Here is a 25,797-nt window from a genome sequence, read left to right on the forward strand (position 1 = left end):
GATCGAGGGCTTATTTTGCTGCCCGCACCTGGGCGATCAACTGGTCCGCCACCGCGAACAGGCCCTTGGCGCCGTCGTTGGTCATGCCGAAGCGGTACTTGCCGTCCACCACCAGCGACGGCACGCCGGTGGCCTGGTAGGCCGCGGTGCGTTTTTTCGCGTCCATCACCTTGGCCTGCACGGCGAAGGAGTTGTAGGTGGCGAGGAACTTCGCCGGCTCGATGCCCTGGCCTTTGAGCAGCTCGGCCATGGCCTCGGGGGTTTTCAGGCGGTTGCCGCGGTGGATCGCCTCGAATACCGCGTGGTGCGCCTCGGGCTTGGCGTCCATGGTCGCCAGGGTCAGGTACAACTGGCCGTAGACATCCCAGATCCCGCCGAACATGGCCGGCAGCTTGACGAAGTTCACGTCTTCGGGAAGCTGGGCGGCCCAGGGGTTGATCGAGGCTTCGAGGTTGTAGCAGTGGCCGCAGCCGTAGGAAAACAGTTCCACCACTTCGATCTTGCCGGGCACGACCTGCGGCACGGCATCCTTGAGTTCCACGTACTGGCTGGCATCCACCGCCGCCATGGCGGTCTGCCCGGCCAGGCCAAAGAGGCAGCTGGCTGCCAGGGCAATGTTCAGAATCGAGTGACGCATGCAATCTCCAATGGGTTGACGCCTCTGAGTCAGCACGGCTGCTCGTCAAGCGGGCCCCAAAGGATACAGGCGGTGTCCGCGGTGCCAATTGGACCAGTCCCAATCTTTTGTTGGTTTTTTGTCATCAACGCCCGGACAGCTCCGGCTGCTGCGCGAACCGGGCGGCCAGGGCGATGATTTCCTCGCGCAGCCAGCGATGCCCCGGCACCCGCTCCTGCTGGCGATGCCAGATCAGGCTGACCTGCACCGGCGGCGCCACCAAGGGCAGCTCGGCGATGCGGATCGGCATCAGCGCGCAGAAGTGCTCCGCCAGGCGCCGCGGCACCGTGCCCAGCAAATCCGACTGGGCGACGATCAAGGGAATGCTCAGGTAATGCGGGACGAACAGCTGCACATGGCGCTGGACCTTGGCCGAACCGAGGACGATCTCCAGCGGCGAGCCGCGCCCGCCCCGGTCCGGAATCGCCACGTGCCGACTCTGCTCATAGGCCTTGAGGCCGAGCTGCGGCTCGAAGGCCGGGTGGTCGATACGGCCGATCACCACCAGCTGTTCTTCCAGCAGCGGCTGGTAGCAGAGGTCGGGGTCGTCGAAGTACAGGTAGTCCACCGCCAGGTCGAGCATCCCGGTGGTCAGCCAGGCCGGCAGGGAGTCGGCGGCATCGCTGCGCACCGCCAGGCGCACCTTGGGCGCGGCGCTTTGCAGGCGCCGCGACAGCGCCGGCAACAGGCGCGCCTGGGCGTAGTCGTTCATCGACAGGGTAAAGGTCTGGTCGGCCGCCGCCGGGTCGAACTCGCTGCCCGGGTCCAGGCCTTCCTGCAGCAGCCGCAGGGCCTGGCGCACCGAACCGTGCAGTACATGGGCCCGCGGCGTGGGCTGCATGCCCCGGGCGGTGCGGATGAACAGCGGCTCGTCGAGCTGGCTGCGCAGGCGCGCCAGGGCGTTGCTCACGGCCGGCTGGCTGAGGTTCAGGCGCACCGCCGCGCGGGACAGGTTCTGCTCCTGCATCAGCGCGTCGAACACCAAGAGCAGGTTGAGATCCAGGTGCCGCAAATTCAGCTTCATGAATAATGCCCATTCCGAATATCCATTAGCTGGATAATTCGAGCAGGACTAATCTTCTGTCAACAAGAACAATAAAACCCACAGGAGAACGGCCTTGAGGCAAACCACCCTGGCATTTCGCGAGCGTTACCGCGCCGCGGTTCATCCGCGCTACAACCCGTGGCTGCACGGCGGTTTCGTGCTGGCCTATGGCATGGCGTGCATCGCCCTGCTGTGGAGCACCCTGCACCAGGTACAGCCCCTGGAGTGGCTGGCGGTGCCAGTGGCGCTGCTGTTCTTCAACCTGTGCATCTACGTCGTGCACCGTTGGCTGGGCCACCACAAGCAGGCCTTCGCGCGGATGTTCTACGCCCGCCACAGCGGCGATCACCACAGTTTCTTCGTGCCCGGACACATGACCTACGACGGCCCCCGGGACTGGCGGGTGATCCTGTTTCCGGCCTGGCTGATCGTGGTCCACAGCCTGCTGTTCGCCCTGCCGCTGTGGTGGCTGCTGAAGTTCTGGAATGCCAATGTCGCGGCGCTGTTCGCCAGCTGCACCCTGATCGGTTACCTGGCCTACGAGGTGTTCCATGCCTGCGAACACCTGCCGGCCGAGCACCCGCTGGCACGGCTGCCGTGGATCCGCCAGATGCGCCGCCTGCATGAGTTGCATCACCGTCGCGAGCTGATGCAGGAGCGCAATTTCAACATCGTCCTGCCGCTGATGGATTACCTGTTCGGCACCCTGTACTGGGAGCCGGAACCCACCACCTCCTCTCTATCGACAAGGTCCTCGTCCATGACCTGCATGCAGCATCAGATCGATATTCCGCGCAACCCGGTGGCCCTGCTCGACTACGCCTGCGCCTCCAGCCGCTGGCCGGAGTGGCACCCCTCGTCGCTGAAGGTCCAGGGTCCGGCCGGGGCCCTGCCCGCCGGCGCGCGCTTCGAGGAAGACATCCACGCCGGCGGGCGCAGCGGGCACCTGAGCTGGCGAGTCGACGAGTACCTGCCCGGGCATCGCTGGAGCGCCGCGGCCAAGGGCGATCATGGCCTGGAGTTGGTGGTGACCTACGAGTGCCAGGCGCTGGACGCCCACCGCACGCGCTTTATCCGCACCCTGGAATACCGCTTCGACGGCTTGCTGATGCGCCTGGGCAATCGCCTGCTATTCAGCAGGCGGATAGAACGGGAGTCCGCCGACTCCCTGCTAGCCTTGTGCGAGATGGCACAACGGGCGATTCCCCGGGGCGCCGACGTCGCGCCGCAGAGCGCGACCTGAACCCATCACCAGGAGCCGCCCTCAATGAAGCCCGTCGCACCCCGTCGGATCAAGTTTCGCCATCTGCTGTTGGTCGTGGTCATCGCCATCGGCGCCTTTCTGCTGCTGATGCCGACCAAGGTCCAGCCATTGGCCTGGACCCCGCCGGTGGCGCCTTCGCTGAAGAGCGGCCTGTACGCCGAAAACCAGAAACTCAAGGGCGTGCAGACGGTGGGCGCGCTGAATATCGACGGGCCGGAAGCCCTGTTGCTAGAGGATGGCTCGCTGATCAGCGGCCTGCATGACGGGCGGGTGATCCGCACCGCCCTGGACGGCAGCACCCTGCAGGTACTGGCCCATACCGGCGGACGCCCCCTGGGCCTGGCCCGGCATCCGGATGGCCGGCTGATCATCGCCGACGCGGTCAAGGGCCTGCTGGCGCTGGACGCCAAGGGCCAACTGAGCACCCTCACCACCTCCGCCAACGGCCTGCCCTTCGGTTTTACCGACGACGTGGCGGTGGACGCCGCCGGGCGTTATGCCTACTTCAGCGACGCCACCAGCCGCTGGGGCTACGGCCAGGATGGCGAGGCGGTGATCGAGCACGGCGGCGACGGGCGCCTGCTGCGCTATGATTTCCAGACCGGCCAGACAGAACAGTTGCTGGACGGCCTGGAGTTCGCCAACGGCGTCGCCCTCGGGCCCCAGGAAGCCTATGTGCTGGTCAACGAAACCGGCGCCTACCGGATCAGCCGCTACTGGCTCAGCGGCGCCAAGGCCGGCACCCACGACCTGTTCATCGACAACCTGCCGGGGCTGCCGGACAACCTCAGCTTCAACGGCCAGGGGCGTTTCTGGGTGGCGCTCTACGCCCCGCGCAATGTCCTGCTGGACGGCACCGCGCCCTACCCGCTGGTGCGCAAGATGATCGTGCGGGCCATGACCGTGCTGCCCAAGCCGGTGGAAAAACGCGGCTTCGCCCTCGGCCTGGATACCCAGGGCCAGGTCATCGCCAACCTGCAGGACGCCAGCGCCGGCAACTACGCGCCGATCACCACGGTGCGCGAATACGGCGACGCGCTGTACTTCGGCTCGCTCAAGGCCACGCATATGGCGCGCCTGCCGCTGAGCGTCGCGCTGTCAAAGGCGCCTTGATGCGATAACGGCATGGGCACCGGCATGCTCGCCAGATTCTGATCTAAGCTGTCCCGCGCGGCGCCGTCACCGGCGCCCACCAAGGAAAGACAAACAATCGAATCCGATTGATTCCCATCACATTGAAAGTGGATCCCCCATGAAAATCAAAATCCTCCTGGCTTCCCTGCTGCTCACTTCATCCCTGTCGGCGCTGGCCGCGTGCCCGGTGTTCGGACCGTCCGAGGATCCCTGCGCAGGCCCGGTATTCGGCCCGAGCACCTGCGAGTGCCCTTGAGGCAGGCAGGCGCTGAAACAGGCGCGCCCGACTCGGGCGCGTCTCGCCAAGGGTGCGGGTCGATACAGGGGAGTAAACGGGCAAATAGCGGAAAGAGCAGCCAATGCTCTGGATTGCGTAGAACCTGGCGAGACGCCCGAAGCCTCGGGACATCTCGCTCAGAACAGGGTCGGGGTCAGAAGCGGGCAGTCAGCTTCTCGGAGATTTCGTCCTTGATCAGCAGCCGCTTTTCCTTGAGTCGTTTCAGCTCCTCGTCAGCGGCCGCCGCGGCCTCCGCTTTGAGCACCTGATCATCAATGCTGGAGTATTTGTCGAACAAGGCATTCAAGTGCGGGTCACTGGCCCGGCGCTGTTGAATGTCTTCTTTGCTGTAGCTCAGGTCCTGATACAGGTCATGGGGCACCGGCATGAAACACCTCCGTTTGTTGATCGGTAGCAAGCGCACTTACAGGCACTCGCCAGTTACCAGAATGACCTCCACCACCGCTGTCTGTCGACCGTCAATCAGACCACAGCGCTAACCGTTCGTCGCCTTCAGCGACATTTCCCGCGCCCCACCGCCCGCCTCACAACCCGCCACGAGCGAAGCCCCGCGGAGGGTGCCGCGACTCACCCCAGCGCCTGGGCCAGAAACGGCGCGGTGCGGCTCTTGCGGTGCCTGGCCACCTGCTGTGGCGTCCCGCTGACCACCACTTTGCCGCCCTGGTCGCCAGCGCCCGGGCCGATATCGATCACCCAGTCGGCCTGGGCCACCACGCGCATTTCATGCTCGACCACCACCACGCTATGGCCGGCCCGCACCAGGTTGTCCAGTTGCTCCAGCAGGCGATCGACATCCCGCGGATGCAGGCCGGTGGTCGGCTCGTCCAGCACATACAGAGTGGCGCCGCGGGGGTTGCGCTGCAGCTCGGTGGCCAGCTTGATCCGCTGCGCTTCGCCGCCGGACAGTTCGGTGGCCGGCTGGCCGAGGCGCAGGTAGCCCAGGCCGATATCGCGCAAGACTTCCAGGGAACGGCGGATGCTCGCCTGTCCGGCGAACACCTCGACCGCCTCCTGCACCGTCAGTTGCAGGACCTGGGCGATGTCCAGGCCTTGCCACTGGATGGCCAGGGTCTGCGGGTTGTAACGCGCGCCGTGGCAGGTCGGGCACGGCGCATAGACGCTGGGCATGAACAGCAGCTCGACGCTGACAAAACCTTCGCCTTCGCAGGCCGGGCAGCGGCCCTTGGCGACGTTGAAGGAGAACTGCCCGGCGTCGTAGCCCAGCGCGCGCGCCTCGGGGGTGGCGGCGAACAGCTTGCGCACGTGGTCGAACAGCCCGGTGTAGGTCGCCAGGTTCGAGCGCGGGGTGCGGCCGATGGGTTTCTGGTCCACTTGCACCAGGCGCTTGATCCGCTCCAGTCCGGCGGTGACTTCGCCGCTGCTGGCCTGCGGGGCGTCGTCTTCCAGGTTCAGCTCCTCCGGCTCTTCGTTGCTCTGCGGCCGCCCGAGGTGCGCGCCCACCAGTTCCAGCAAGGCCTGGCTGACCAGGCTCGACTTGCCGGAACCGGAGACCCCGGTCACCGCGGTAAAACAGCCGAGGGGGAATTGCGCGCTCAGGTCCTTCAGGTTGTTGCGGCTGATGCCCTCCAGGCGCAGCCAGCCCTGGGCCTGGCGCGCGGTACGACGGGCCGGCGCCTGTTCGGCGAACAGGTAGGCGCGGGTCTGCGACTGCGCGACCTGGGCCAGCCCCGCCGGCGGACCGCTGTACAGCACCTGGCCGCCCTGCTCGCCCGCCGCCGGGCCGACGTCGATCAGCCAGTCGGCACGGCGCATGGTCTGCAGGTCGTGCTCGACCACGAACAGCGAATTGCCCGAAGCCTTGAGCTGCTGCAGGGCCTCGAACAACGCCTCGGCGTCCGCCGGGTGCAGACCGGCCGAAGGCTCGTCGAGCACATAGATCACCCCGAACAGCTGCGAACCCAATTGAGTCGCCAGGCGCAGACGCTGCAACTCGCCGGACGACAGGGTCGGCGTGCTGCGCTCCAGGGCCAGGTAACCCAGGCCCAGGCCAGTCAGGGTGCTGACCCGCTCCAGCAGGTCCTGGGCGATGCGTTGCGCGGCCAGGCGCTTTTCCAGGGACAGGTTCGGCGTGTGCCGCACATCCGGCCCTCCGACATGCCCCGGCGCGCCCTGGGCGATCCGTTGTTGGCGCGCGGCCTGGGTCTGTTCGTGGCTCCAGACCTCGCCGGCCTCCTCGGCCTGTTCCAGGTAAGCCTGGGCGGCCACCGGCTTGAGCACCTCGGCCAGTTGCAGCAGGGGCATCTGCGACAGCTCGCCGATGTCGAGGCCGGCGAAGGTCACCGACAGCGCCTCGCGCTTCAGCCGCTTGCCCTCGCACAGCGGGCACGGGCTGCCGAGCATGAACTGCGACACGCGCTTTTTCATCAGCGCGCTTTGCGAATGGGTGAAGGTGTGCAGCACATAGCGCCGGGCCCCGCTGAAGGTGCCCATGTAACTCGGCTCCTGCTTGCGCTTGAGGGCCTCGCGGGTTTGCTCCGGGGTCAGCCCGGCGTACACCGGCACGGTCGGGGTTTCTTCGGTGAACAGGATCCAGTTGCGCTGTTCTTGCGGCAGGTCGCGCCAGGGAATATCGACGTCGTAGCCCAGGGTCACGAGGATGTCGCGCTGGTTCTGCCCCTGCCAGGCCAGCGGCCAGGACGCCACCGCGCGCTGGCGGATGGTCAGCGAAGGGTCCGGGACCATGGACGCCTCACTGACCTCGTAGACCCGGCCCAGGCCGTGACAGTTGGGGCAGGCCCCTTGCGGGGTGTTGGGGGAGAAGTCTTCGGCGTAGAGCATCGGCTGTCCCGGCGGGTAGCTGCCGGCCCGGGAATAGAGCATGCGGATCAGGCTGGACAAGGTGGTGACGCTGCCCACCGAAGAGCGGGTGCTCGGCGTGCCGCGCTGCTGTTGCAGGGCCACCGCCGGCGGCAGGCCTTCGATGGCGTCGACATCCGGCACCCCGACCTGATCGATCAGGCGCCGGGCGTAGGGCGCCACCGATTCGAAGTAGCGGCGCTGGGCCTCGGCATACAGGGTCGAGAACGCCAGGGACGATTTGCCGGAGCCGGAAACCCCGGTGAACACCACCAGCGCATCGCGAGGAATATCCACGTCGACGTTGCGCAGGTTGTGCTCGCGGGCACCGCGCACCCTGACAAAACCCGAGCTGTTCGCGGGCAAGGAAGACAAAACCTGTGGCGAAAGCGTGTTGCGCGCTGAAGTCATGGGACAGCCTTGTATCGGAGGTGTCGGAACAGAGGTCAAGTCAGAAAGCCCCACGGCGCCAGCACCGGCGACCGGCAGCCACCCGACCGAGGTGCAGGGTGCATGGGCCCGGGGTTTTGAGCAACCGCGGATGTCGAACGTTTGGCGGACTTTTCCCCGCTTATGGCCTCACGCCTCCAGCACCGACCTGACCATGGCGGTCAGGGCATCCGGGCTGTAGGGCTTGCTCAACAGGTGGGTGTCCGGGCTGAGCTGGTGATTGCAGGAAATGATGTCGCGGGTATGCCCCGAGGTGAACAGCACCGCCACGGCCGGCGACTGGGTCTTGGCCCAGAGCGCAAGGTCAGTGCTTTTGATCAGGCCGGGCATCACCACATCGGTGAAGATCAGCTCGACCCGGGCGCCGCTCAGCAGCAGTTGCATGGCCGCATCGCCATTGGCCGCCACCAGCACCTTGTAGCCGGCGCTCTCCAGCAGTTCGACCGCCGCCGCGCGGACATCCTCGTTATCCTCCACCACCAGGATGGTTTCCTGGCCGTGGCCAGGCCGCTGCCCGCGCCGGGGCACCGCGCCCGGTTCCGGTTCGGTGCTGCGCACGAAATACATGCGCACCGTGGTGCCCTGCCCCGGCGTGCTGAGCATCTCGATATGGCCGCCGCTCTGCTTGACGAAACCGAACACCATGCTCAGTCCCAGCCCGGTGCCCTGGCCGTCGCGCTTGGTGGTGAAGAACGGCTCGAACGCCTGCTTGAGCACCTCGGGGGGCATGCCATCGCCGGTATCGGTCACCGACAGGCACAGGTAGTCACCGGGGCTGATGCCCTTGCCGGCGCAGAAACCGCGGTCGAGCACCACATTTTCGCCGCGGATGCCGATGGTGCCCTCGCCCTTCATGGCGTCGCGGGCATTGATCGCCAGGTTGAGCAAGGCATTTTCCAGCTGGCTGCGATCGACCTTGATGCACCAGGGCTTCGCCGGCAGTTGCACATCGATGTCGATGGTTTCGCCGAGGGCCCGTTGCAGCAGCTCACTCAGGCTGTCGGGGATCCGGCGGGGGTTGTAGACCTCGGGCGACAGCGGCTGGCGCCGGGCGAACGCGAGCAATTGCGCGGACAGCTTGGCGCCGCGCTCGACCGCGGTAATGGCCGCGCCGACCCGGCGCTGCACATTGGCATTGTCCGGCTCATGGCGCGCCAGCAGGTGCAGGTTGCCGGCGATCACTTGCAGCAGGTTGTTGAAGTCGTGGGCCACGCCACCGGTCATGCCGCCAATGGCTTCGAGCTTCTGCACCTGGCGCAACTGCTCCTCGGCCGAGACCCGCGCGTTGACCTCCTCGGCCACCCGCTGCTCGAGGTTGCGCGTCAGTTGCAGCAGCGACTCTTCGGCCATCTTGCGTTCGTGGATATCGATCAGCACGCCGGGAAAGCGCAAGGCCTGTCCTGTGTCGTCGAACTCGCAACGGCCACAGCCCATGACCCACAGGTAACTGCCGTCCTCCCGGCGGATCCGGTATTCGGTGTTGTAGGGCACGCCCTTTTTCACGCTGTAGGCTGCCTGTTCCTTGATCCGCGGCAGATCCTCGGGGTGCACCCGGCCGTCGGCGACCGCCATCGACAGGTCGTCCAGCGGCTGCTCCAGCGGGTAGGAAAAGGTCCGGGCAAAACGCTCGTCGCCTGACAGCCGATCGGCCTTGATGTCCCACACAAAGGAACCCAGCAGCGCTCCGGCATTGAGCGCCAGCTGCACCCGTTCATTTTCCGCGCGGTAGGCGTTTTCGACTTCCTGGCGGCGCTGCTCGGACAGCACGTGGGCGGTGGTCTCGACCACGATCGCCATGACCCCGGCCGGGGCCTGGTCGTCGCCGGCCACCGGGCTGTAGTAGAGGTCCATCCAGACATGTTCCGGCTGGCCGTTGCGCAGCAGGACCAGCTCTTTGTTGCGGTACGACAGGGTCCCGCCCGCCAGGCAGGTGTCCAGCACATGGCGGTTGAAATCCGCCACTTCCGGCCAGCCCAGCTCCACCTGGCGGCCGAGCAGGTACGGATGCCTGCCGCCGGCGAATTCGGCGTAGGCATCGTTGTAGATCATGTAGCCCGAGCGCCCCCAGAGCATGACCAGCGGCACCGGCGAGGCCAGCAACAGTTGCACGGCGCTGCACAGGCTCGACGACCACTGCTCCAGCGCGCCCAGCTCGGTGACGGACCAGTCGAACGCCTGGATGCGCCCGGCCATCTCGCCTCTCCAGCCCTGGCAACCATGAGGATCGGATAAGAACGGCATCGCTTGACCCAGTGAACACGATTGAATGACGGCATTCCCGGCCCGCGCCCCGAACGCCACGGACAGGTACTCAAGATTTGGAGCACAGGCCACGCGGATGGTTTCACCGCATTTTCGCGCTTGTCGGACAAATCGCCATGACGCCGGGCAAACAACCCCGGCCTGTAGCCGCTGCCGCAGGCGGCGATCGGCCGCAACGGCCGTAAAAGTCTCAAGATCGCTGAAGGCCTTCAGCCTTGTCGCAGCCTGCGGCAGTGGCTACATCAGCGGAAATCGCGGCTGCGCACGGTGATACCGCTCAGCAGGTCGCTGAGGTCGCTCAGGCGCCCGGCGATCAGGTGGCGGACCTCGCCTTCGGTTTCCAGGGTGCCATCGACCTTGAGCAATTGCGCGCCCACCAGGACCTTGCGCTGGCGCTCGGCCAGGTCACGCCAGACCACCACGTTGACGTTACCGAACTCGTCTTCCAGGGTGACGAAGGTCACGCCGCTGGCGGTGCCCGGTCGCTGGCGCCCGGTGACCAGCCCGGCGATGCTCACCTGGCGCCCGTGCTCGACCTCCAGCAGCTCGCGGGAATTGCGGCAGCGCCGGGCCTTGAGCTCGCCCCGCAACAAGGCCAGCGGATGCGGCCCCAGGGTGGTGCCGACGCTCAGGTAATCGGCCTGCAGGTCTTCGCCGACCGTCGGCCGCGGCAAGACCACCGGCGCTTCCTCCTGGCGCGGCAGGCCGGCGAACAGGCCGAGCTGTTGCTGCACCCCCGCCACTTCCCAGCGCGCCCGATACCGGTGCCCGACCAGCCCGCGCAGGGCGCCGGCATCGGCCAGCAGCTCCTGGGCGCGGCTGTCCAGGCGCGCCCGTTGCCCGAGGTCGGCGATGTCGACAAACGGGCCATGCCCACGCGCCGCCTCGATCCGCCGCGCGTCGTCTTCGCGAAAGCCCTTGATCATCCGCAGCCCCAGGCGCAACGCCGGCTGCGCGCCGGCCAGCGGCTCCAGGCTGCAATCCCAGGTGCTGGCGCGCACGTCCACCGGACGAATCGCCAACTGATGCCGGCGCGCGTCCTGGAGAATCTGGTCGGGGCTGTAGAAACCCATGGGCCAGCTGTTGATCAGGGCGCAGGCGAAGGCCGCCGGCTCGTGGCATTTGAGCCAGCAGCTGGCATAGGTCAGCAAGGCGAAACTGGCGGCGTGGGACTCGGGGAAACCGTAGCTGCCAAAGCCCTTGATCTGCTCGAAGATCTGCGCGGCGAACTCGTCGCTGTAGCCATTGGCGCGCATGCCGTCGCGCAGGCGCAGGCGATGGGGTTCCAGGCCGCCGTGGCGTTTCCAGGCGGCCATGGAACGGCGCAACTGGTCGGCCTCGCCGGGGGTGTAGTCGGCGGCGACGATGGCGATCTGCATCACCTGCTCCTGGAACAGCGGCACGCCCAGGGTCCGCTCCAGTACCACCTCCAGTGCCCTGGAGGGATAGGTCACCTCCTCCTTTTTGTCACGCCGGCGCAGGTACGGATGGACCATGCCGCCCTGGATCGGTCCCGGCCGGACGATGGCCACCTCGATCACCAGGTCGTAGAAATCCTTCGGCTTGAGCCGGGGCAGCATCGACATCTGCGCCCGCGACTCGATCTGGAACACACCGATGGTGTCGGCGCGGCCGATCATCTCGTAGGTGGCCGGGTCATCCGGCGGAATGCTCGCCAGGGTCCACTGCTGGCCACGATAACCGCGCACCAGATCGAAACAGCGGCGAATCGCGCTGAGCATGCCCAGCGCCAGCACGTCCACCTTGAGCAGCCCGACCGCGTCCAGGTCGTCCTTGTCCCATTGGATGATGGTGCGCTCGGCCATGGCCGCGTTTTCCACCGGCACCAGGGTGTCCAGCGGCTGCTCGGAAATCACGAAGCCGCCGGGGTGCTGGGACAGGTGCCGGGGAAAGCCGATCAGTTGCCCGGTCAGGCTCAGGACCCGGCGCAGCACCGGGCTGTCCGGGTCGAAGCCGGCCTCCCGCAGGCGCTCGACGGCCGGCGGCGTATCGCTCCAGTGGCCGCAGCAATCGGCCAGGGCGTTGACCTGGTCCGGCGGCAGGCCCAGGGCCTTGGCCACATCGCGCACCGCGCCGGCGCCGTGGTAGGTGCTGACCACCGCGGTCAGCGCGGCGCGATGACGGCCGTAACGCTGGAACACGTACTGCAGGACTTCCTCGCGGCGATCGTGCTCGAAGTCCACGTCGATATCCGGTGGCTCGTTGCGCTCGCGGGAGAGAAAACGCTCGAACAGCAGGGTCGAGCGGTCCGGGTCGATCTCGGTGATGCCCAGGGCGAAACACACCACCGAGTTGGCCGCCGAGCCCCGGCCCTGGCAGAGGATCGACTGGCCGCGGGCAAAATTGACGATGTCGTGCACCGTGAGGAAATAGCTCTCGTACCCCAGCTCGGTGATCAGCTCCAGCTCATCGTCGATCTGCTTGAGCACCTTGGGCTTGGCGCCCCCGGGCCAGCGCTTGACGATTCCGCGCTCGGTCAGCTCGCGCAGCCAGCTGGCCGGCGTCTGCCCTTGGGGCACCAGTTCCCGGGGGTATTGGTAGTGCAACTGCCCGAGGTCGAAATGGCAGCGCTCGGCAATCCTCAGCGACTCCTCCAGCAAGGCCGGCGGATATAGCCCGCGCAAGGCCTCGAGGCTGCGCAAATGCCGTTCGCCATTGGGGTGCAGGCGCTGGCCGGCCTCGGCCACCCGCACGTGATGGCGGATCGCGGTCATGGTGTCCTGCAAGGCCCGCCGCCCGCGTACATGCATATGCACATCGCCGCAGGCCACGGCGGCAATGCCCAGCCCGCGGGCCAGCGCCAGCGACTCGCCCAGGCGCCGCTGATCGTCCTGCCCGCAGTGCAGCTCCACGGCCAGCCATAGCCGGTCGGCGAACACCTGCTGCAACCAGCGCCCCGCTTCTTGCTGCTCACCCTCTGGTTGACCGTCCGCCAGCCACAGGGCCAGAAGCCCCGGCAAGGGTTGTTCGAAGTCTTCGCGCAGCAGCTGGTACTGGCCCTTCTGCGCCCGGCGCCGGCCACGGGTGATCAGCCGACACAGGCCCTGGTAACCCTCCAGGCTCTCCACCAGCAACACCAGCCTCGGGCCGTCGTCGAGGCGCATTTCGCTGCCGACGAGCAGCGGTAGATTGCAGTCCTTCGAGGCCTGCCAGGCCCGGACGATGCCGGCCAGGCTGCACTCGTCGGTAATCGCCAGGGCCTGGTAGCCCTGGGCCGCCGCCCGCTCGAACAGCTCGCGGGCACTGGAGGCACCGCGCTGGAAACTGAAGTTCGACAGGCAGTGCAGTTCGGCGTAGCCCTTCATGCGAACCAGCCCTGCAACAGCAAGGGCCCCGCCTCGCCCACCGGGCGATATGCCCAGCCCTGCTGGCCGCCGCGGGTTTCGATCAGGTAATAGTCGCGGCGCACGTCGCCGCCGTCCCACCAGCCGGACTCGATGCGCTCCGGCCCCATGAGGATGCGCGCCGCCCCCTCCGCCAGCACCAGCGGCTCGCGCAACAGCCAGCCCGGGCGCCGGGGCCCGGGCAGCAGCGGGCAGGCCTGGCTGTCGCCGACCGGCTGCCAGCTGCATTCGGGGCGGTGATCCGAGTGAAAGCGCAAGCCATGCACCGCCTCGTCCCCCAGGCGGGCGCGCAGGCGCTCGCGCAACTGCTCCCAGGGCAGGGATTGCTGCGGGCGCTCGTCGAACAGCTCGCGGTGCTGCGGCACGAAGCGCGGTAAATCCTCGGCCACCAGGCGCACGCCACGCACCGGCGCGGGCACCTGGACCTGCTCCAGGCGCCCGCGCGCCAGTTCGAACAGCATCGCCGGTTCGCGTTCGGCGCTGAGCAGGCCGACCTTGACCAGGGTGTCGGGCAGCTCGACATGCTCCAGGTGCAGCTCGAAGCGCTGCACCCCGCTGTCACGGCCACAGAGAAACGCCGCCAGGTCGCAGGTCAGGCGGCGCAGGGGAAACAGCAGGGCCTGATGGGACAGCACGTCGAAATTCAATTCGATGCGCAGGTCAAAACGATCCGGCGGCTGATAGAACGCCAGCGCCAGGGAGCGCTCGCCCAACAGAGTGTCCAGGTGCTTGAGCAGGCCCGCGTCGAAACGCCGGGCCAGGGTGTCCCGCGGCAGCCCACGCACCTGGGCGAAGGTGCGCAGGCCCATGCGCGACAAGGCTGTGGCCGTGCCCGGCGGCAGGCCGAGACGCTCCACGGGCATGCGCCCCAGGGCCTGGCGCAACGGTTCCAGGTCGGTCACCGCCAGCCCGTCGTAGGCATTGGCCAGCACCCGGGCCGCCGCCGGATTCGGCGCGCTGACGATGCGGTGGCGAAAACCCAGCTCGCCCAGCTCCTGGCGCAGGCGTGCCTCCAGCTGTGGCCAGGGGCCGAACAGGCCCAGGCTCGACTCGATCTCGAACACCAGGGTGCGCGGGTAATGCACGCTGACCTGGGAGCTGAAGCGGTAGGCCCAGGCCGCGAGAAACTGCTGCCAACGGGCGATTTCCTCGGCGTCGTATTCGGCGCTGGCGAAGTCCTTGCTCAGGGCCTGGGCGGCGGTCAACGACTGCCCGGGGCGCAACCCCAGCTCGCGGCCCGCGGCATTCACCGCCTGGATCACCCGGCGCTGCGGCGTCCCGCTGAGCAGCGCCAGCGCGGCCTCCGGTTCGGGGCGCTGGCGCAGCGCCGCGTCCAGCGCCAATTGCGGGAACAGAATACAGACCCAGCGCATGGCAACCTCAGGGCCCCGGGGCGAAGGCGATCGGTGCCGAATGGGCCAGGCCGCCACGGCACTTGAGCACCCGCAGCTGCGCCGGCCGCACCTCCACGGCAAGGCGCAGGGCCGCCGGCGAAGGGTTGATGGCGTCCTTGAGGGAGCGGTAGGCAAAGGCCAAGGTCTGGCCGGTCTCGGCCGCCACCTGCAAACGCCGCAAGGCGCGGTCGTCGGCCTGTTGCGGCCAGCACAGCACGGCCCCGCAACTGCCCGAACGCAGGCACTGCTCGGCGGCCCACAGGGCATCCCGTTCGCCGGCCTGGATCACCGCCAACTGGCGCAGGTCGACCCCGGCGCTCTGCCAGGCCTGGGGGTACGGCACATGGGGCGGCGCCACCAGCACGATGCGCTCGCCGGTGGCCGAGAGCCGGGCCAGGGTCGGCCACAGCAGTTGCAGCTCACCGACACCCTGGGCGGCGATAAGGATTTCCGTCAGCGCCGCTTCCGGCCAGCCGCCGCCGGGCAAGGCCGCGTCCAGCATGGCGTGGCCGGTGGGTTGCGGGCTGGCCGCGGGCGCCGTCGGGCGGCCCTTCCACACCCGGCCGGCATTGAACAGCGTCTCCAGTGCCACGACGGCGCCCATCAGCCTTGCCTCACCAGGCCACAGAACACCCCTTCGATGGCCAGGTCGCGGTCCTCGCCGATCAGGATCGGCGCATAGGCCGGGTTGCGCGGCAGCAGGCGCACGCCATCGGCCAGGCGTTCGAAACGCTTGATGGTGACCTCGCCGTCCAGCCGCGCCACCACGATCTGGCCGTTGCGCACCTCACTGTCGCGGCGCACCGCCACCAGGTCGCCGTCGAGGATGCCGTCCTCGATCATCGAGTCGCCCTGGACCCGCAGCAGGTAGTCGGGGGTGCGGGAAAACAGCGCCGGGTCGAGCAGCAAACGGCTGTGCACCTCGGCATCGGCACCGATCGGCAGGCCGGCGGCGACCCGGCCGAGCACCGGGATGTCGAGCAGTTCGGGGCGCGGCGGCTGGTTGAGCAGGCGGATGCCCCGGGCCTGGTTGGGGTTGACCTCGATGAAGCCGGCTTCGGTCAGGGCCACGACATGCTTGCGCGCCACGCTGCGCGAGGCGAAGCCGAAGGCCTCGCTGATTTCAGCGAGGCTCGGGGGCTGGCCATGTTCGGCGATGCGCTCGCGGATAAAGGTCAGGATGGCACTGCGGCGGGGAGATAAAGTGGTCATGGAGTACATTTGTACTCCACTCGGGTTTTCCTGACAAGAACCGCCAGTCAGCCCAGGCCACGGCTCGCCAGGAACGCGCTGATGTAATCGATGAACGCCAGCACCTTGGCCGTGGCCCGCCGATGGCTGGGGTAGACCGCGAGGATGTGCGGCCCGAAGCAGTCCGGGTCGATGGCGTAGTCGGCCATCACCCGCACCAGGCGGCCGTCGGCCAGGTAAGGCGCCGCGCTCCACAACGGGGTGTGCAGCAGCCCGCGCCCGGCCAGGGCATTGGCCAGCAACAGGTCGTAATTGTCGCTGCGCAGCCGCGGTGCCCGGGGTTGCGCCAGGCTCAGGCGTTGCCCGTCTCGCTCGACCCACCAGAACTCGCGGCTGAGCAAGGGATGGCGATAAAGCAGCCATTCGTGTTCATCCAGAGTCTGCGGCGTCACCGCCACACCCTTGCGCGCCAGGTAGGCCGGGCTGGCGCACAGGGCCAGGCAATTGCTGCCGACCACCCGGGCGATCAGCCCCGGCAGGTCGTCATGGCCTTCGCGCAGGGCCAGGTCGTAGCCGCTTTCCAGCAGGTTGACGAACTCGTCGCACAGGTCCACCTGCAGGTCGATCTGCGGGTACTGCTCGAGGAAACCGCCACACACCTGGTCGAGAAAGGCCTGTCCATAGGCCAGCGGCGCGGTGATCTTCAGGTTGCCGCGCAGGCCATGCTGCAACTGCTCGATTTCCTCGCCGGCCTCCTCCAGCCGCTGCAGGACCTGGCGCGCGGTGTCCAGATAGAGCCGCCCCACTTCCGTCAGCAGGATCCGTCGGGTGCTGCGCTCGAACAAGCGCGCGCCCAGCTCGACCTCCAGGTGATTGACCGCCTTGGTCAGGGCCGAGGGGGTCTTGCCCAACTGCTCGGCGGCGCGGCTGAAACTGCCCAGCTGCGCGGTGACCACGAACATTTTCAGTGCACTCAACTTGTCCATGCTTTTTCCATTCAGGCAAAAACGTTTTTCGTCAGCGAGGCGTTCTGTCGGCTCTGGCAAGCCAATAAGCTGGCCATCAGACGCAATAACAAGGAAATACTCAATGAAAAGATTCATCCCGAATCTGCTGACGATTGCAGTGAGTTTTGCCTCAATGGAAGCCATGGCCGCCACCGATCTGGTGCTGTTCAACGGCCAGGTGTTCACCGCCGACCGCGCCCAACCCAAGGCCCAGGCCCTGGCGGTGGCCGACGGCAAGGTGCTGCAGGTGGGCAGCGACGCGCAGATCAAGGCCCTGATCGAAACCGGTACCCGGGTCATCGACCTGGGCGGCAAGACCCTGATGCCCGGCCTGATCGATAGCCATTCCCACGCGATCTTCGGCGGCCTGGAAATGACCTCGGCCAACATGCAGGACGAAGTGGTCGGCCTCGACGAGCTGGAGAAAAAGCTGCGTGCCTGGCGCGACGACGGCAAGGCCAGGCATGGCGATGTCCTCGGCATCGCCGGCATGAGCTCGGCCTACTGGGCCCAGGCCGAAGCCCTGGGCCAGCGCTTCAACGCCGGCGAATGGGCCAGGGTGCCGGTGGTGTTCACCGGCAGCGATCACCATACCGCCTGGGCCAACAATGCGATGCTCGAGCGCGCCGGCATCGACGCCGCCCTGCTCAAGAACCTGCCGCAGGCCGAGCGCGACACCATCGGCAAGCTCGCCGACGGTCGCCCCAACGGCTTCCTGGTGGACGCCGGCTGGGACCGGGTCGCGGCGAAAATGCCGGTGCCCAGCGCTGCCGCCCTGCTCAATGCGGCGCAATCGGCGGTGCGCTACAACAACAGCCTGGGCATCACCGCCTGGATGGACCCGGCGGCCAACGCGGCTCCCGGCGAGGCGGTATTCGCCCTCAAGCCCACCGCCCAGACCGTCGGTGTGCTGCCGGCCTACAAGGCGTTGGCCGAGAGCGGCGGCATGAGCGCCCACGTCGCCGCGCTGCTGGTGGCCAACCCGAAAAGCCTTCCTGCCGACCTCGACGCGCTGGAGCAGGTGCGCCAGCAATTCCAGGGCATTGCCAACCTGACCCTGCCCGGCGTCAAGATCTTCGCCGACGGGGTGATCGAGTACCCTGCCCAGAGCGCGGCGATGATCGATCCCTACAGCAACTCGCACAAACAGGGCGAACTGCTGATCGATCCCGAGCATTTCGGCGAACTGGTCAGCGCCATCGACCAGCGCGGCTGGCGGGTGCACATCCATGCGATCGGCGACCGCGCGGTGCGCGAATCCCTCAACGGCATCGCCCAGGCGCGCAAGGACCGCCAGAGCGGCATCGCCCACTCCATCACCCACCTGCAGATGGTCAACCCGAAAGAGTTCGCCCGCTTCAAGCCGCTCGGGGTCATCGCCTCGATGCAACTGCTGTGGGCCTCGGCCGACGACTACACCCTGGACATGATCAAGCCCTACGTCAGCGCCCTGGCCTTCCGTTACCAGTACCCGGCGCACTCCCTGCTCAAGCAGGGCGCGACCCTCGCCGGGGCCAGCGACTGGCCGGTGTCCTCGCCCAACCCGTGGAACGCCATCGCCCAGGCCATCACCCGCAAGGGGCCGCTGGGGGTGCTCAACGCCGACGAGCGCCTGGACCGCGAAACCATGTTCTACGCCTACACCCTCAATGCCGCCCGCGCCATCGGCCTGGAGCAACGGATCGGCTCGCTGAGCGCCGGCAAACAGGCCGATTTCATCGTGCTGGACCGCGACGTGTTCAAGGTCGACGAAAAGGCCCTGCACGAAACCCAGGTGCTGCAGACCTGGTTCGCCGGCCGCGAAGTCTACGCCCGGCCTCTCTAACCCGATCCGTCTGAAAACCAGCTGATCCACTGCCCGCCCCCATGTCCTTGCGCACATGGGGCCGGCGCAGCCTTGCCCGAAACCTGCCCATAACAATCACAACAATACGGGACGCCCACATGAAGACCCTCAGCCTGTTCGCCATCGGTGCCTTGAGCCTGTTGCCCCCGGGCAGCCAGGCCCTGCCCTTGAACGATGACGTTGCCGTGGAGCTGGAGCTGACCCTGGCCAGCGACTACCGCACCCGCGGCATTTCCCAGACCCAGAACGACCCCGCCGCGCAGGCCGCCGCGACCCTGCTGCACAGCAGCGGCCTGTACCTGGGCGCCTGGACCTCCAACGTCGATTTCGGCGGCGGCCTGAAGACCCGCCAGGAAGTCGACTACTACGCCGGCTGGCTGTGGCAGGCCAGCGACGCGGTCAGCCTCGACCTGGGCTACCTCAAGTACAGCTACCCCAGGGAAGGGCAATTCAACCAGAGCGAGGTCTACGGGATTTTCAGCGCCTACGGGTTCAGCCTGGCGGCCTATTACTCCAACGATGCGCCGGGCATCGACAGCCAACAGAGCACCCTGTACCGCTACCTCGGCTACGAAACCGAGCTGCCCCTGGGCCTGGGCTTGAAGCTGCGTTACGGCGAGATGGACTTCAAGGACCCGCGGCTGATCTCGGCCTCGGGCCAGGGCGAGGATGCCTACCACGAATGGGAAGCCAGATTGACCCGTGAAGTGGCGGGCGTGGTACTGGGCCTGAGCTATATCGATACCGACCTGTCGAAAAGTCAGTGCACCGGCAATTACGGGTTCAGCGACCTGTGTGGCGCAACCTGGGTCGCCAGTGCCAGGAAGACCTTCTGAATCCCGCGGGCGCTGGTCGGCGTGAGCCGATACGAAAAGCAGCGCCCTTTCGACATTTTTTTTACCAATCCCTCTCTATAGTCGGCAGTGCAACTGCTGGCGCCGTCATCACAGGTAGAGGAACGAACTGAAATGGTCTTGGGCAAAGGACTGCGATTCGCGTCAATCACATCGACCCGCCTGGTGCTGCTGTTTTCCCTGGCGCTGGTGCTGCTCTACAACTTCGCCACCTGGCACGCGCTGGGCAACCTGATCAGCCTGCAAGGCCTGCACAAGCTGGCGTTCTTCGCTTCCTTCTGGCTGTTCCTGTGGGCCGCCATCACCCTGCTGCTGACCCTGGTGTCCTTCCGCTGGACCCTCAAGCCGGCGCTGAGCCTGGTGGCCCTGACCTCGGCCGCCGCCGCATATTTCATGAACCAGTACGGCATCACCATCGACACGGTGATGGTGCAGAACGTGTTCGAGACCAACCCGGACGAAGCCGCCGCGCTGTTCAACTTCAAGCTGCTGGGCTACCTGCTGGTGCTGGGCCTGCTGCCGGTGGTGCTGATCTGGCGCACCCCGGTGCGCTACCGGCCGTTCTTTCGCGGCCTGCTGAACAAGCTGCTGGTGATCGCCGGCTGTGTGCTGGTGATCGCGGTCTCGGTCGGCGCCTTCTATTCCACCTACGCGCCGATCTTTCGCGAAGAAGACAAGCTGACCCACTTCATCAACCCGACCAACTACATTTACGCCCTCGGCAAATATGCCAAGCAGAGCCTGGGGATCAAGCAACACCTGGTGGTCCAGCCGATCGGCCAGGACGCGGCGATGAGCGCCCAGGCCAGCACCCGGGAGAAGAAGTCGCTGATGATCCTGGTGGTCGGCGAGACCGCCCGCGCCGACCATTTCTCCCTCAACGGCTATGCCCGCGACACCAACCCGGAGCTGGCCAAGCTGGACATCCTCAACTTCACCCAGGTGCACTCCTGCGGCACCTCGACCGCGGTCTCGGTGCCGTGCATGTTCTCGATGTTTCCCCGCGAGGACTACAGCGACAAGAAGGGCAAGACCTACGAAGGCCTGCTGGATGTGCTGCAACGGGCCGGCGTGCAGGTGCTGTGGCTGGACAACAACAGCGACTGCAAGGGCACCTGCCTGCGGGTGCCGAACCGCGACATTCCCAAGACCCAGCCGAGCCCCTTCTGCGACGGCAAGAACTGCCTGGACGAAGCCCTGCTGGTGGACCTGCAGCAGTACATCGACCGCCTCGGCGACAACGCGATCATCGTCCTGCACGCCGACGGCAGCCACGGCCCGGAGTACTACGAGCGCTACCCGAAGAGCCTGGAGCGCTTCACCCCGATCTGCCACACCAACCAGCTGGGCAGTTGCAGCAGCGAGGAACTGGTGAACGTCTACGACAACACCCTCCTCTACACCGACCACTTCCTGGCCCGGGTCATCGAGCTGCTCAAGCACAACCAGCAACGCTTCGACACCTCGATGCTGTACGTCTCCGACCATGGCGAGTCCCTCGGCGAAAACGGCCTGTACCTGCACGCCGCGCCCTACGCCCTGGCGCCGCAGGCGCAGACCCATGTGCCGATGCTGATGTGGTTCGGCCAGCAGGCCCTGAATGACCTGGGCATCCAGCGCGACTGCCTGCAAGGCAAGAGCGGCGAGCCGGACCTGAGCCACGACAACCTGTTCCACTCGGTGCTCGGGCTGTTCGAGGTCAAGACCAGCCTGTACCAGCCGCGGCTGGACATCTTCCATTCGTGCCGGCCGAACATGACCGCGGCGCACTAGCGCCGCTGGATAGTGCTCGGCTTCTGTAGGAGCAAACGGGCGGCGATCCGACTTGCTCGCGAAGGCCGCGACGCGGGGTATCTGATACACCGCGTTATCGTTCATCGCGAGCAAGCTGCGCTCCTACAGAAGAAGATCGTGCACGCTCCGTAGGGCCTAACCGCGCTTGAGGATCAGGTCCATGACCCGGTCGGTTTTCACCGCCTCGGCGGCCAGCGCCGGGTGCTGCGCTTCGCCACGGATATGGGCGTTCATGCCCAGCACGTGGTGCCACTGGATATGTTCGGGGTTGTCGATGAACAGGCTCAGCTGTTCATCGGCGTCCAAGTGCAGCGGATGCTCGTCGAACACCGAGAAAGCGATACGCCCCTGGCTGCCGATGATCTCCACCCGGTCCACCCGACGGTCCGCGACGAAGTTCCAGGCCCCCGTGCCCAAGGCGCCGCAGGCGAAGCGCCAGCTGGCGCTCACCGCGTCCTCGGCGCTGTACAGCCCGGCCTGCCGGGCGGTGAAACCGGCGACCTCGGTGATGTCCCCCAGCAGGTACTGGAACAGGTCCAGGCCGTGGCTCGCCAGGTCGGCGAAGTAACCGCCGCCGGCAATCTGGGGGTCGGTACGCCAATTGCGGCCGCCATTGCGATCGGCCTCGGACGGCGCCTTGGTCAGGGTCCAGTTCAGGTGGCGGACCTCACCGATGCGCCCGTCCCGCAGCCATTGCCGCACCTGCTGGAAGCGCGGCAGGGAACGGCGGTAATAGGACACGAACAGGTGCAAGCCGGCCCGCTGGAAAACCTGCTGCATCTCCAGGCTTTGCGCGGCGTTCAACGCCATCGGCTTTTCCACGCAGCAGTGCTTGCCGGCGGCGGCCACCCGCAAGCTGTAGGCGTGGTGACTGTCGGGTGGCGTGGCGATGTACACCGCGTCCACTTCGGGGTCGTCGATCAGCGCCTGGGCATCGGTGTAGAAACGCGCGATGCCGTGGCGCGCCGCATAGTCCCGCACCGCTTCCAGGCGCCGGCCCATCACCGCCACCAGGGCCGAGCCCGGTGCCTGGTAGAAGGCCGGGCCGCTCTTGCGCTCGGTGACGCTGCCACAACCGATCATGCCCCAGCGCACAGGCGGCATGCCCTCTCCTGCGGTGCCCATGGGCCGGTCAGACCGCTTGCAGGGCGCGCAGGTCGAGGCGGCCGTCCAGCAGCGGCGGGCACCAGTAGTAGCCGCCGGTGATCGGCCGGCTCATGCGATACAGGCCGTCGACGATGCCGTCTTCCAGGCCGCTCATGCGTCGCAGCTGGACTTCGAAGGCCTGGAGGCTGTGGCCGAAGGCGAGGAACATCAGGCCGCCCTTGTCGCCTTCGATCCACGGCATCGAGCGACGCACCATAAAGGCCTCGGGGGTGAAACTCTCCTGGGCGGTGCGCTTGACGTGGGCCGAGGCCGGCGCGTCGTCCAGCTCTTCGTTGTCGCTCAGGCGGCGGCCGATGATGTTGTCGCGCTCCTCCTGATGCATCGCGGCAAAGCCCTTGAAGTCGTGCTGCCATTGCTGGATCGCGGCGAAGCTGCCACCGCGCAGACCGTCGCTGCCATCGGCCAGGGCCGCGGAAACTGCCTCTTCATCGTGGGGGTTTTCGGTGCCGTCCTCGTAACCGGTCAGGTCGTGGCCGGTCTTGTGGCGGAAGGTTTCGTTCATCTGCACCAGGCGCAGCGCCGGGGCCAGGGCGGCCGCCAGGGCGTTGCCGCGGTGCAGCAGCTCGCCGCGGTCTTCGCCATGCAGCCAGACCCACAGCGCATGCTGGGTCGAAGGGTTGTCGACGCCGACGCCGGTCAGCGCCGGGAAGGCCTTGAGCCCCTGCACGCGGGCGCCCAGCGCCTTGACCAGCGACGCGCCAAACCCTGCTACCGCCGTTTTCCCATCCACCAGCGTCAGCAGACGATCGATCGCCGCCGGCAGCGCCTCGATGGATTCGAGGGCGAAAAACAGGTGACGAGCCTGGCTCGGAACGGGGGTGGCAAGAATGCCCGGCTGGTAGTAACTCATAGCGACTCCTTGAAGAAAGCCCGGAGTTTACCCGGAGCACCACAATTTGTGGGGGTTTAGACACCCATGAAGTGATGCGGTGAATGACCACGCCCCTGCCCTACGTCTGACCGCCCTCCTCCCGATAGGCACTGGGGCTGAGGCCGGTCCAGCGCTTGAACGCCCGGCGAAAACTGCGCACGTCGCTGTAGCCCACCGCCTCGGTGATGCGCTCGATGGACAGCTGCGGGTTGGCCAGCAGGCTCAGGGTGCGCGCCCGGCGCACCTGCTCCAGCAACGCGTCGAAGGTCAGGTCGTGCTCGCTCAGGCGCCGGCGCAGGGTGCGCCCGCTCATGTTCAGGTCGCTGGCGACCTGGTCGATATGGCTGCCCTGGGTCAGGTCGCGGGAAATGGCCCGCTCCACCGCCTGGATCAGGTCCAGCTTGCGGTGCACCTGGGCGCTTTCCAGTTCCAGCAGCTTGAGCGCCTGGCGCAAGGCCACGGCGTGGTGGTTGGGCAGGCGCGTATCAAGCCATTCGCCAGCGATGACCATGCGGTTGTGCAGGCAGCCGAAGTGCACGTCCGGCCCCAGCAGGCGCAGGTACTCGTCCTGGTAGGCCGGGGCGGCGTGCATGAACTCGACCCGCAGCGCCTTGAAATCGGCGCCGACCAGGGCGCGGCCATAGACCGGCAGGCTGGCGAAGAACTCTTCGACGGCAAAGATCTGCACCTCGCTGTAGGGCAGCCGGCATTCGGCCTCGACGAAAAACTCGTCGCCCTGCTGCCGTACCGTGCAGCTGACAATGCCGCCCGAGGTGTGCTGGTGGCGGATGCCGATGTCGAAGGCATCGCGCAGGGTCTTGCACAGCGACAGCACATGCCCCAGCAGGCCCAGGGTGCCGAGCACGTTCTGGTGCCCGACCCACAGGCCCAGGCCCTGCCGGGGCAAGGCCTTGAGCGCGCGCTGGATCATCGCCACGGCCTGGCGGTAGGAGATGCGTTGCGCAGGGTCCTGCAGGTCGTCGAGGGTGAAGCCCAGGCCGCGGCACAGGGCGTGCGGGTCGACGCCGTGGCTGCCGGCGACTTCGGCCAGGGTCTGCAACAAAAAGGGCGACACCAGGGCCAGTTGGTACTGTGGATCGACGGCTTTCATCTGCATGGGCATCGGGTCCCGAGCCGGTTCGGCTGCAATGCTTATTCTGGTTATGCGCCCCGCTCCTAGCCACCGCCAGGGCGAGGCGAGCGCTTGCTCAGCATAGCGTTTTCCGCTCGCGTTCACGGAAGGATGTAACAAGTCATTGCAGGCTGGCCGCGAAAGTCCCCCTCAGTGGCCGCCAATACCCTGCCTGCCCGGGCGTCGAAGGCTTATTCCTATGGGGCGGCCGGAAACCGGCCCACTGCGCGCCCACTGACAATAATAAGAGCCCGAACATGAATTCGACCCGCACCCCTCTCCCCCGGCGCCTCGCCGCCAGCCTGGCCTGCCTCGCCGCCCTGCCCACCCTGGCCCCGGCCAGCGAATCCGGGGTCGACAATATCGGCCCCGGCACCGACGGTTTTTTCATCCTGCCGCTGGACGTCAACGGCCTGCCGGACCACATGTTCGCCTTCAACCTGTATTACAACCACTACGAAGCGCGGAAGCTGAATATCAGCTCCCTGGGCGGCAAGGTGCCGGACGTGCGGATCGTCTCCGACGCGATCATTCCCCGCCTCGACTACCTGAGCCCGCTGCGGGTATTCGGCGGGCGCCTCGGCGGCTACGTGGCGCAGCCCTATCTGCGCCAGCAGGTGGGGGTCTTCGGCCTCAAGGACCAGCGCGAAAGCATGGGCGACACCACCATCGCGCCGATCATCCTGTGGGACCTGGGCAAGAACCTGACCCTGGGCGCCGCCGTGGAAATCACCATTCCCACCGGCAAGTACGACGCGACGCGCCTGGCCAACACCAGCAACAACTTCTACACCTACAAGCCGCTGGTTTCGGTGACCTGGCTGCCGACCCCGCGCACCGAGCTGTCGCTGAAGACCACCTACAGCTTCAACGAGGAAAACCACGCCACCGACTACAAGTCCGGGCAGATTTTCCATTTCGACTATTCCGCCAGCTATAAGGTGACCGACAACCTGAGCCTGGGGCTCAACGGCTACTACCTGAAGCAGACCAGCGACGACAAACAGTACGGCCGCACCGTGCAGTTTCTCGGCGAGGACGTGGACGACGGCGTGCGCGGCCAGGTGTTCGCCATCGGCCCGGCGCTGTACCTGACCTTCCTCAAGTACGCCAGCGCGGAGATCCGCTGGGCCAAGGAGTTCGACGTGGAGAACCGGCCCGAGGGCGAGATGCTGTGGGCCAAGCTGACGATTCCGTTCTCTTTGTAATGTAGGAGCGCAGCTTGCGCGC

20 protein-coding genes are annotated in these 25,797 nt (G+C 66.8%); 7 read left to right on the forward strand and 13 right to left on the reverse strand.

The window, feature by feature from the left end:
* Window positions 1-10 precede the first annotated feature (10 nt).
* Complete coding sequence (locus AC07PQ_RS03510; RefSeq protein WP_101338418.1) at window positions 11-637, reverse strand: thiol:disulfide interchange protein DsbA/DsbL; 627 nt, start codon at window positions 635-637, stop codon at window positions 11-13.
* 124 nt (window positions 638-761) lie between these two features.
* Entirely contained in the window at window positions 762-1,700 is a 939-nt protein-coding gene (gene bsrA / locus AC07PQ_RS03515; RefSeq protein ID WP_007932353.1) for a LysR family transcriptional regulator BsrA, read from the reverse strand.
* Between the two features lie 94 nt (window positions 1,701-1,794).
* On the opposite strand from bsrA, the gene AC07PQ_RS03520 reads away from it, so the two are divergent.
* From AC07PQ_RS03520 to AC07PQ_RS03530, 3 genes are all read left to right on the forward strand, one after another.
* Window positions 1,795-2,964 (forward strand): SRPBCC family protein, encoded by a 1,170-nt coding sequence (locus AC07PQ_RS03520; RefSeq protein ID WP_493184423.1) that lies wholly within the window; start codon window positions 1,795-1,797, stop codon window positions 2,962-2,964.
* Window positions 2,965-2,988: 24 nt separating this feature from the next.
* Entirely contained in the window at window positions 2,989-4,098 is a 1,110-nt protein-coding gene (locus AC07PQ_RS03525) for an SMP-30/gluconolactonase/LRE family protein (RefSeq protein WP_493184422.1), read from the forward strand.
* Window positions 4,099-4,237: 139 nt separating this feature from the next.
* Window positions 4,238-4,375: a PA0050 family protein gene (locus AC07PQ_RS03530; RefSeq protein WP_007932359.1), complete on the forward strand. Its 138-nt coding sequence runs from the start codon at window positions 4,238-4,240 to the stop codon at window positions 4,373-4,375.
* Window positions 4,376-4,550: 175 nt separating this feature from the next.
* Here the strand turns inward: AC07PQ_RS03530 and AC07PQ_RS03535 are convergent, their stop codons facing one another.
* The 8 genes from AC07PQ_RS03535 to AC07PQ_RS03570 form a co-directional block, all read right to left on the reverse strand.
* Window positions 4,551-4,784: a DUF465 domain-containing protein gene (locus AC07PQ_RS03535; protein WP_007932361.1), complete on the reverse strand. Its 234-nt coding sequence runs from the start codon at window positions 4,782-4,784 to the stop codon at window positions 4,551-4,553.
* A 200-nt stretch (window positions 4,785-4,984) separates the two neighbouring features.
* A complete protein-coding gene (locus AC07PQ_RS03540) occupies window positions 4,985-7,645 on the reverse strand; it encodes an excinuclease ABC subunit UvrA (RefSeq protein WP_493184421.1) in 2,661 nt (886 codons plus the stop codon).
* 168 nt (window positions 7,646-7,813) lie between these two features.
* The gene (locus AC07PQ_RS03545; RefSeq protein WP_493184420.1) at window positions 7,814-9,925 is read right to left on the reverse strand and encodes a hybrid sensor histidine kinase/response regulator; all 2,112 of its coding nucleotides are present in this window, start codon (window positions 9,923-9,925) and stop codon (window positions 7,814-7,816) included.
* 263 nt (window positions 9,926-10,188) lie between these two features.
* The gene (locus AC07PQ_RS03550; RefSeq protein ID WP_493184419.1) at window positions 10,189-13,272 is read right to left on the reverse strand and encodes an error-prone DNA polymerase; all 3,084 of its coding nucleotides are present in this window, start codon (window positions 13,270-13,272) and stop codon (window positions 10,189-10,191) included.
* On the reverse strand, window positions 13,269-14,684 hold the full coding sequence (locus AC07PQ_RS03555; protein ID WP_493184418.1) for a Y-family DNA polymerase: 1,416 nt from the start codon (window positions 14,682-14,684) through the stop codon (window positions 13,269-13,271). Before AC07PQ_RS03555 ends, AC07PQ_RS03550 begins: the two co-directional genes overlap by 4 nt.
* Before the next feature lie 7 nt (window positions 14,685-14,691).
* Entirely contained in the window at window positions 14,692-15,309 is a 618-nt protein-coding gene (imuA, locus tag AC07PQ_RS03560; RefSeq protein WP_493184417.1) for a translesion DNA synthesis-associated protein ImuA, read from the reverse strand.
* A complete protein-coding gene (lexA, locus tag AC07PQ_RS03565; RefSeq protein ID WP_007929352.1) occupies window positions 15,309-15,926 on the reverse strand; it encodes a transcriptional repressor LexA in 618 nt (205 codons plus the stop codon). Before lexA ends, imuA begins: the two co-directional genes overlap by 1 nt.
* Window positions 15,927-15,964: 38 nt before the next feature.
* On the reverse strand, window positions 15,965-16,882 hold the full coding sequence (locus AC07PQ_RS03570; protein ID WP_493184416.1) for a LysR family transcriptional regulator: 918 nt from the start codon (window positions 16,880-16,882) through the stop codon (window positions 15,965-15,967).
* 103 nt (window positions 16,883-16,985) lie between these two features.
* Here AC07PQ_RS03570 and AC07PQ_RS03575 point away from each other — a divergent pair, with 103 nt between their 5' ends.
* The 3 genes from AC07PQ_RS03575 to AC07PQ_RS03585 all read left to right on the forward strand — a co-directional run bounded on the left by AC07PQ_RS03575 (window position 16,986) and on the right by AC07PQ_RS03585 (window position 21,376).
* Window positions 16,986-18,728, forward strand: coding sequence for an amidohydrolase (locus AC07PQ_RS03575; RefSeq protein ID WP_493184415.1), 1,743 nt, complete (start codon window positions 16,986-16,988; stop codon window positions 18,726-18,728).
* Between the two features lie 119 nt (window positions 18,729-18,847).
* The gene (locus tag AC07PQ_RS03580) at window positions 18,848-19,585 is read left to right on the forward strand and encodes a TorF family putative porin (protein ID WP_457276715.1); all 738 of its coding nucleotides are present in this window, start codon (window positions 18,848-18,850) and stop codon (window positions 19,583-19,585) included.
* Window positions 19,586-19,717: 132 nt separating this feature from the next.
* Window positions 19,718-21,376 (forward strand): phosphoethanolamine transferase, encoded by a 1,659-nt coding sequence (locus tag AC07PQ_RS03585; protein ID WP_493184414.1) that lies wholly within the window; start codon window positions 19,718-19,720, stop codon window positions 21,374-21,376.
* A gap of 156 nt (window positions 21,377-21,532) precedes the next feature.
* Here the strand turns inward: AC07PQ_RS03585 and AC07PQ_RS03590 are convergent, their stop codons facing one another.
* The 3 genes from AC07PQ_RS03590 to AC07PQ_RS03600 form a co-directional block, all read right to left on the reverse strand.
* Window positions 21,533-22,501: a Gfo/Idh/MocA family protein gene (locus AC07PQ_RS03590; RefSeq protein WP_493184413.1), complete on the reverse strand. Its 969-nt coding sequence runs from the start codon at window positions 22,499-22,501 to the stop codon at window positions 21,533-21,535.
* A gap of 28 nt (window positions 22,502-22,529) precedes the next feature.
* Window positions 22,530-23,414 (reverse strand): Dyp-type peroxidase, encoded by an 885-nt coding sequence (locus AC07PQ_RS03595; RefSeq protein WP_007929341.1) that lies wholly within the window; start codon window positions 23,412-23,414, stop codon window positions 22,530-22,532.
* A 100-nt stretch (window positions 23,415-23,514) separates the two neighbouring features.
* Window positions 23,515-24,552 carry an AraC family transcriptional regulator gene (locus AC07PQ_RS03600; RefSeq protein WP_493184412.1) on the reverse strand — a complete coding sequence of 346 codons (1,038 nt, stop codon included), beginning with the start codon at window positions 24,550-24,552 and terminating at the stop codon, window positions 23,515-23,517.
* A 272-nt stretch (window positions 24,553-24,824) separates the two neighbouring features.
* Here AC07PQ_RS03600 and AC07PQ_RS03605 point away from each other — a divergent pair, with 272 nt between their 5' ends.
* Window positions 24,825-25,775 carry a SphA family protein gene (locus AC07PQ_RS03605; protein WP_087091561.1) on the forward strand — a complete coding sequence of 317 codons (951 nt, stop codon included), beginning with the start codon at window positions 24,825-24,827 and terminating at the stop codon, window positions 25,773-25,775.
* Window positions 25,776-25,797 lie beyond the last annotated feature (22 nt).

It is taken from the genome of Pseudomonas sp. GW821-FHT09E12, assembly GCF_059416085.1.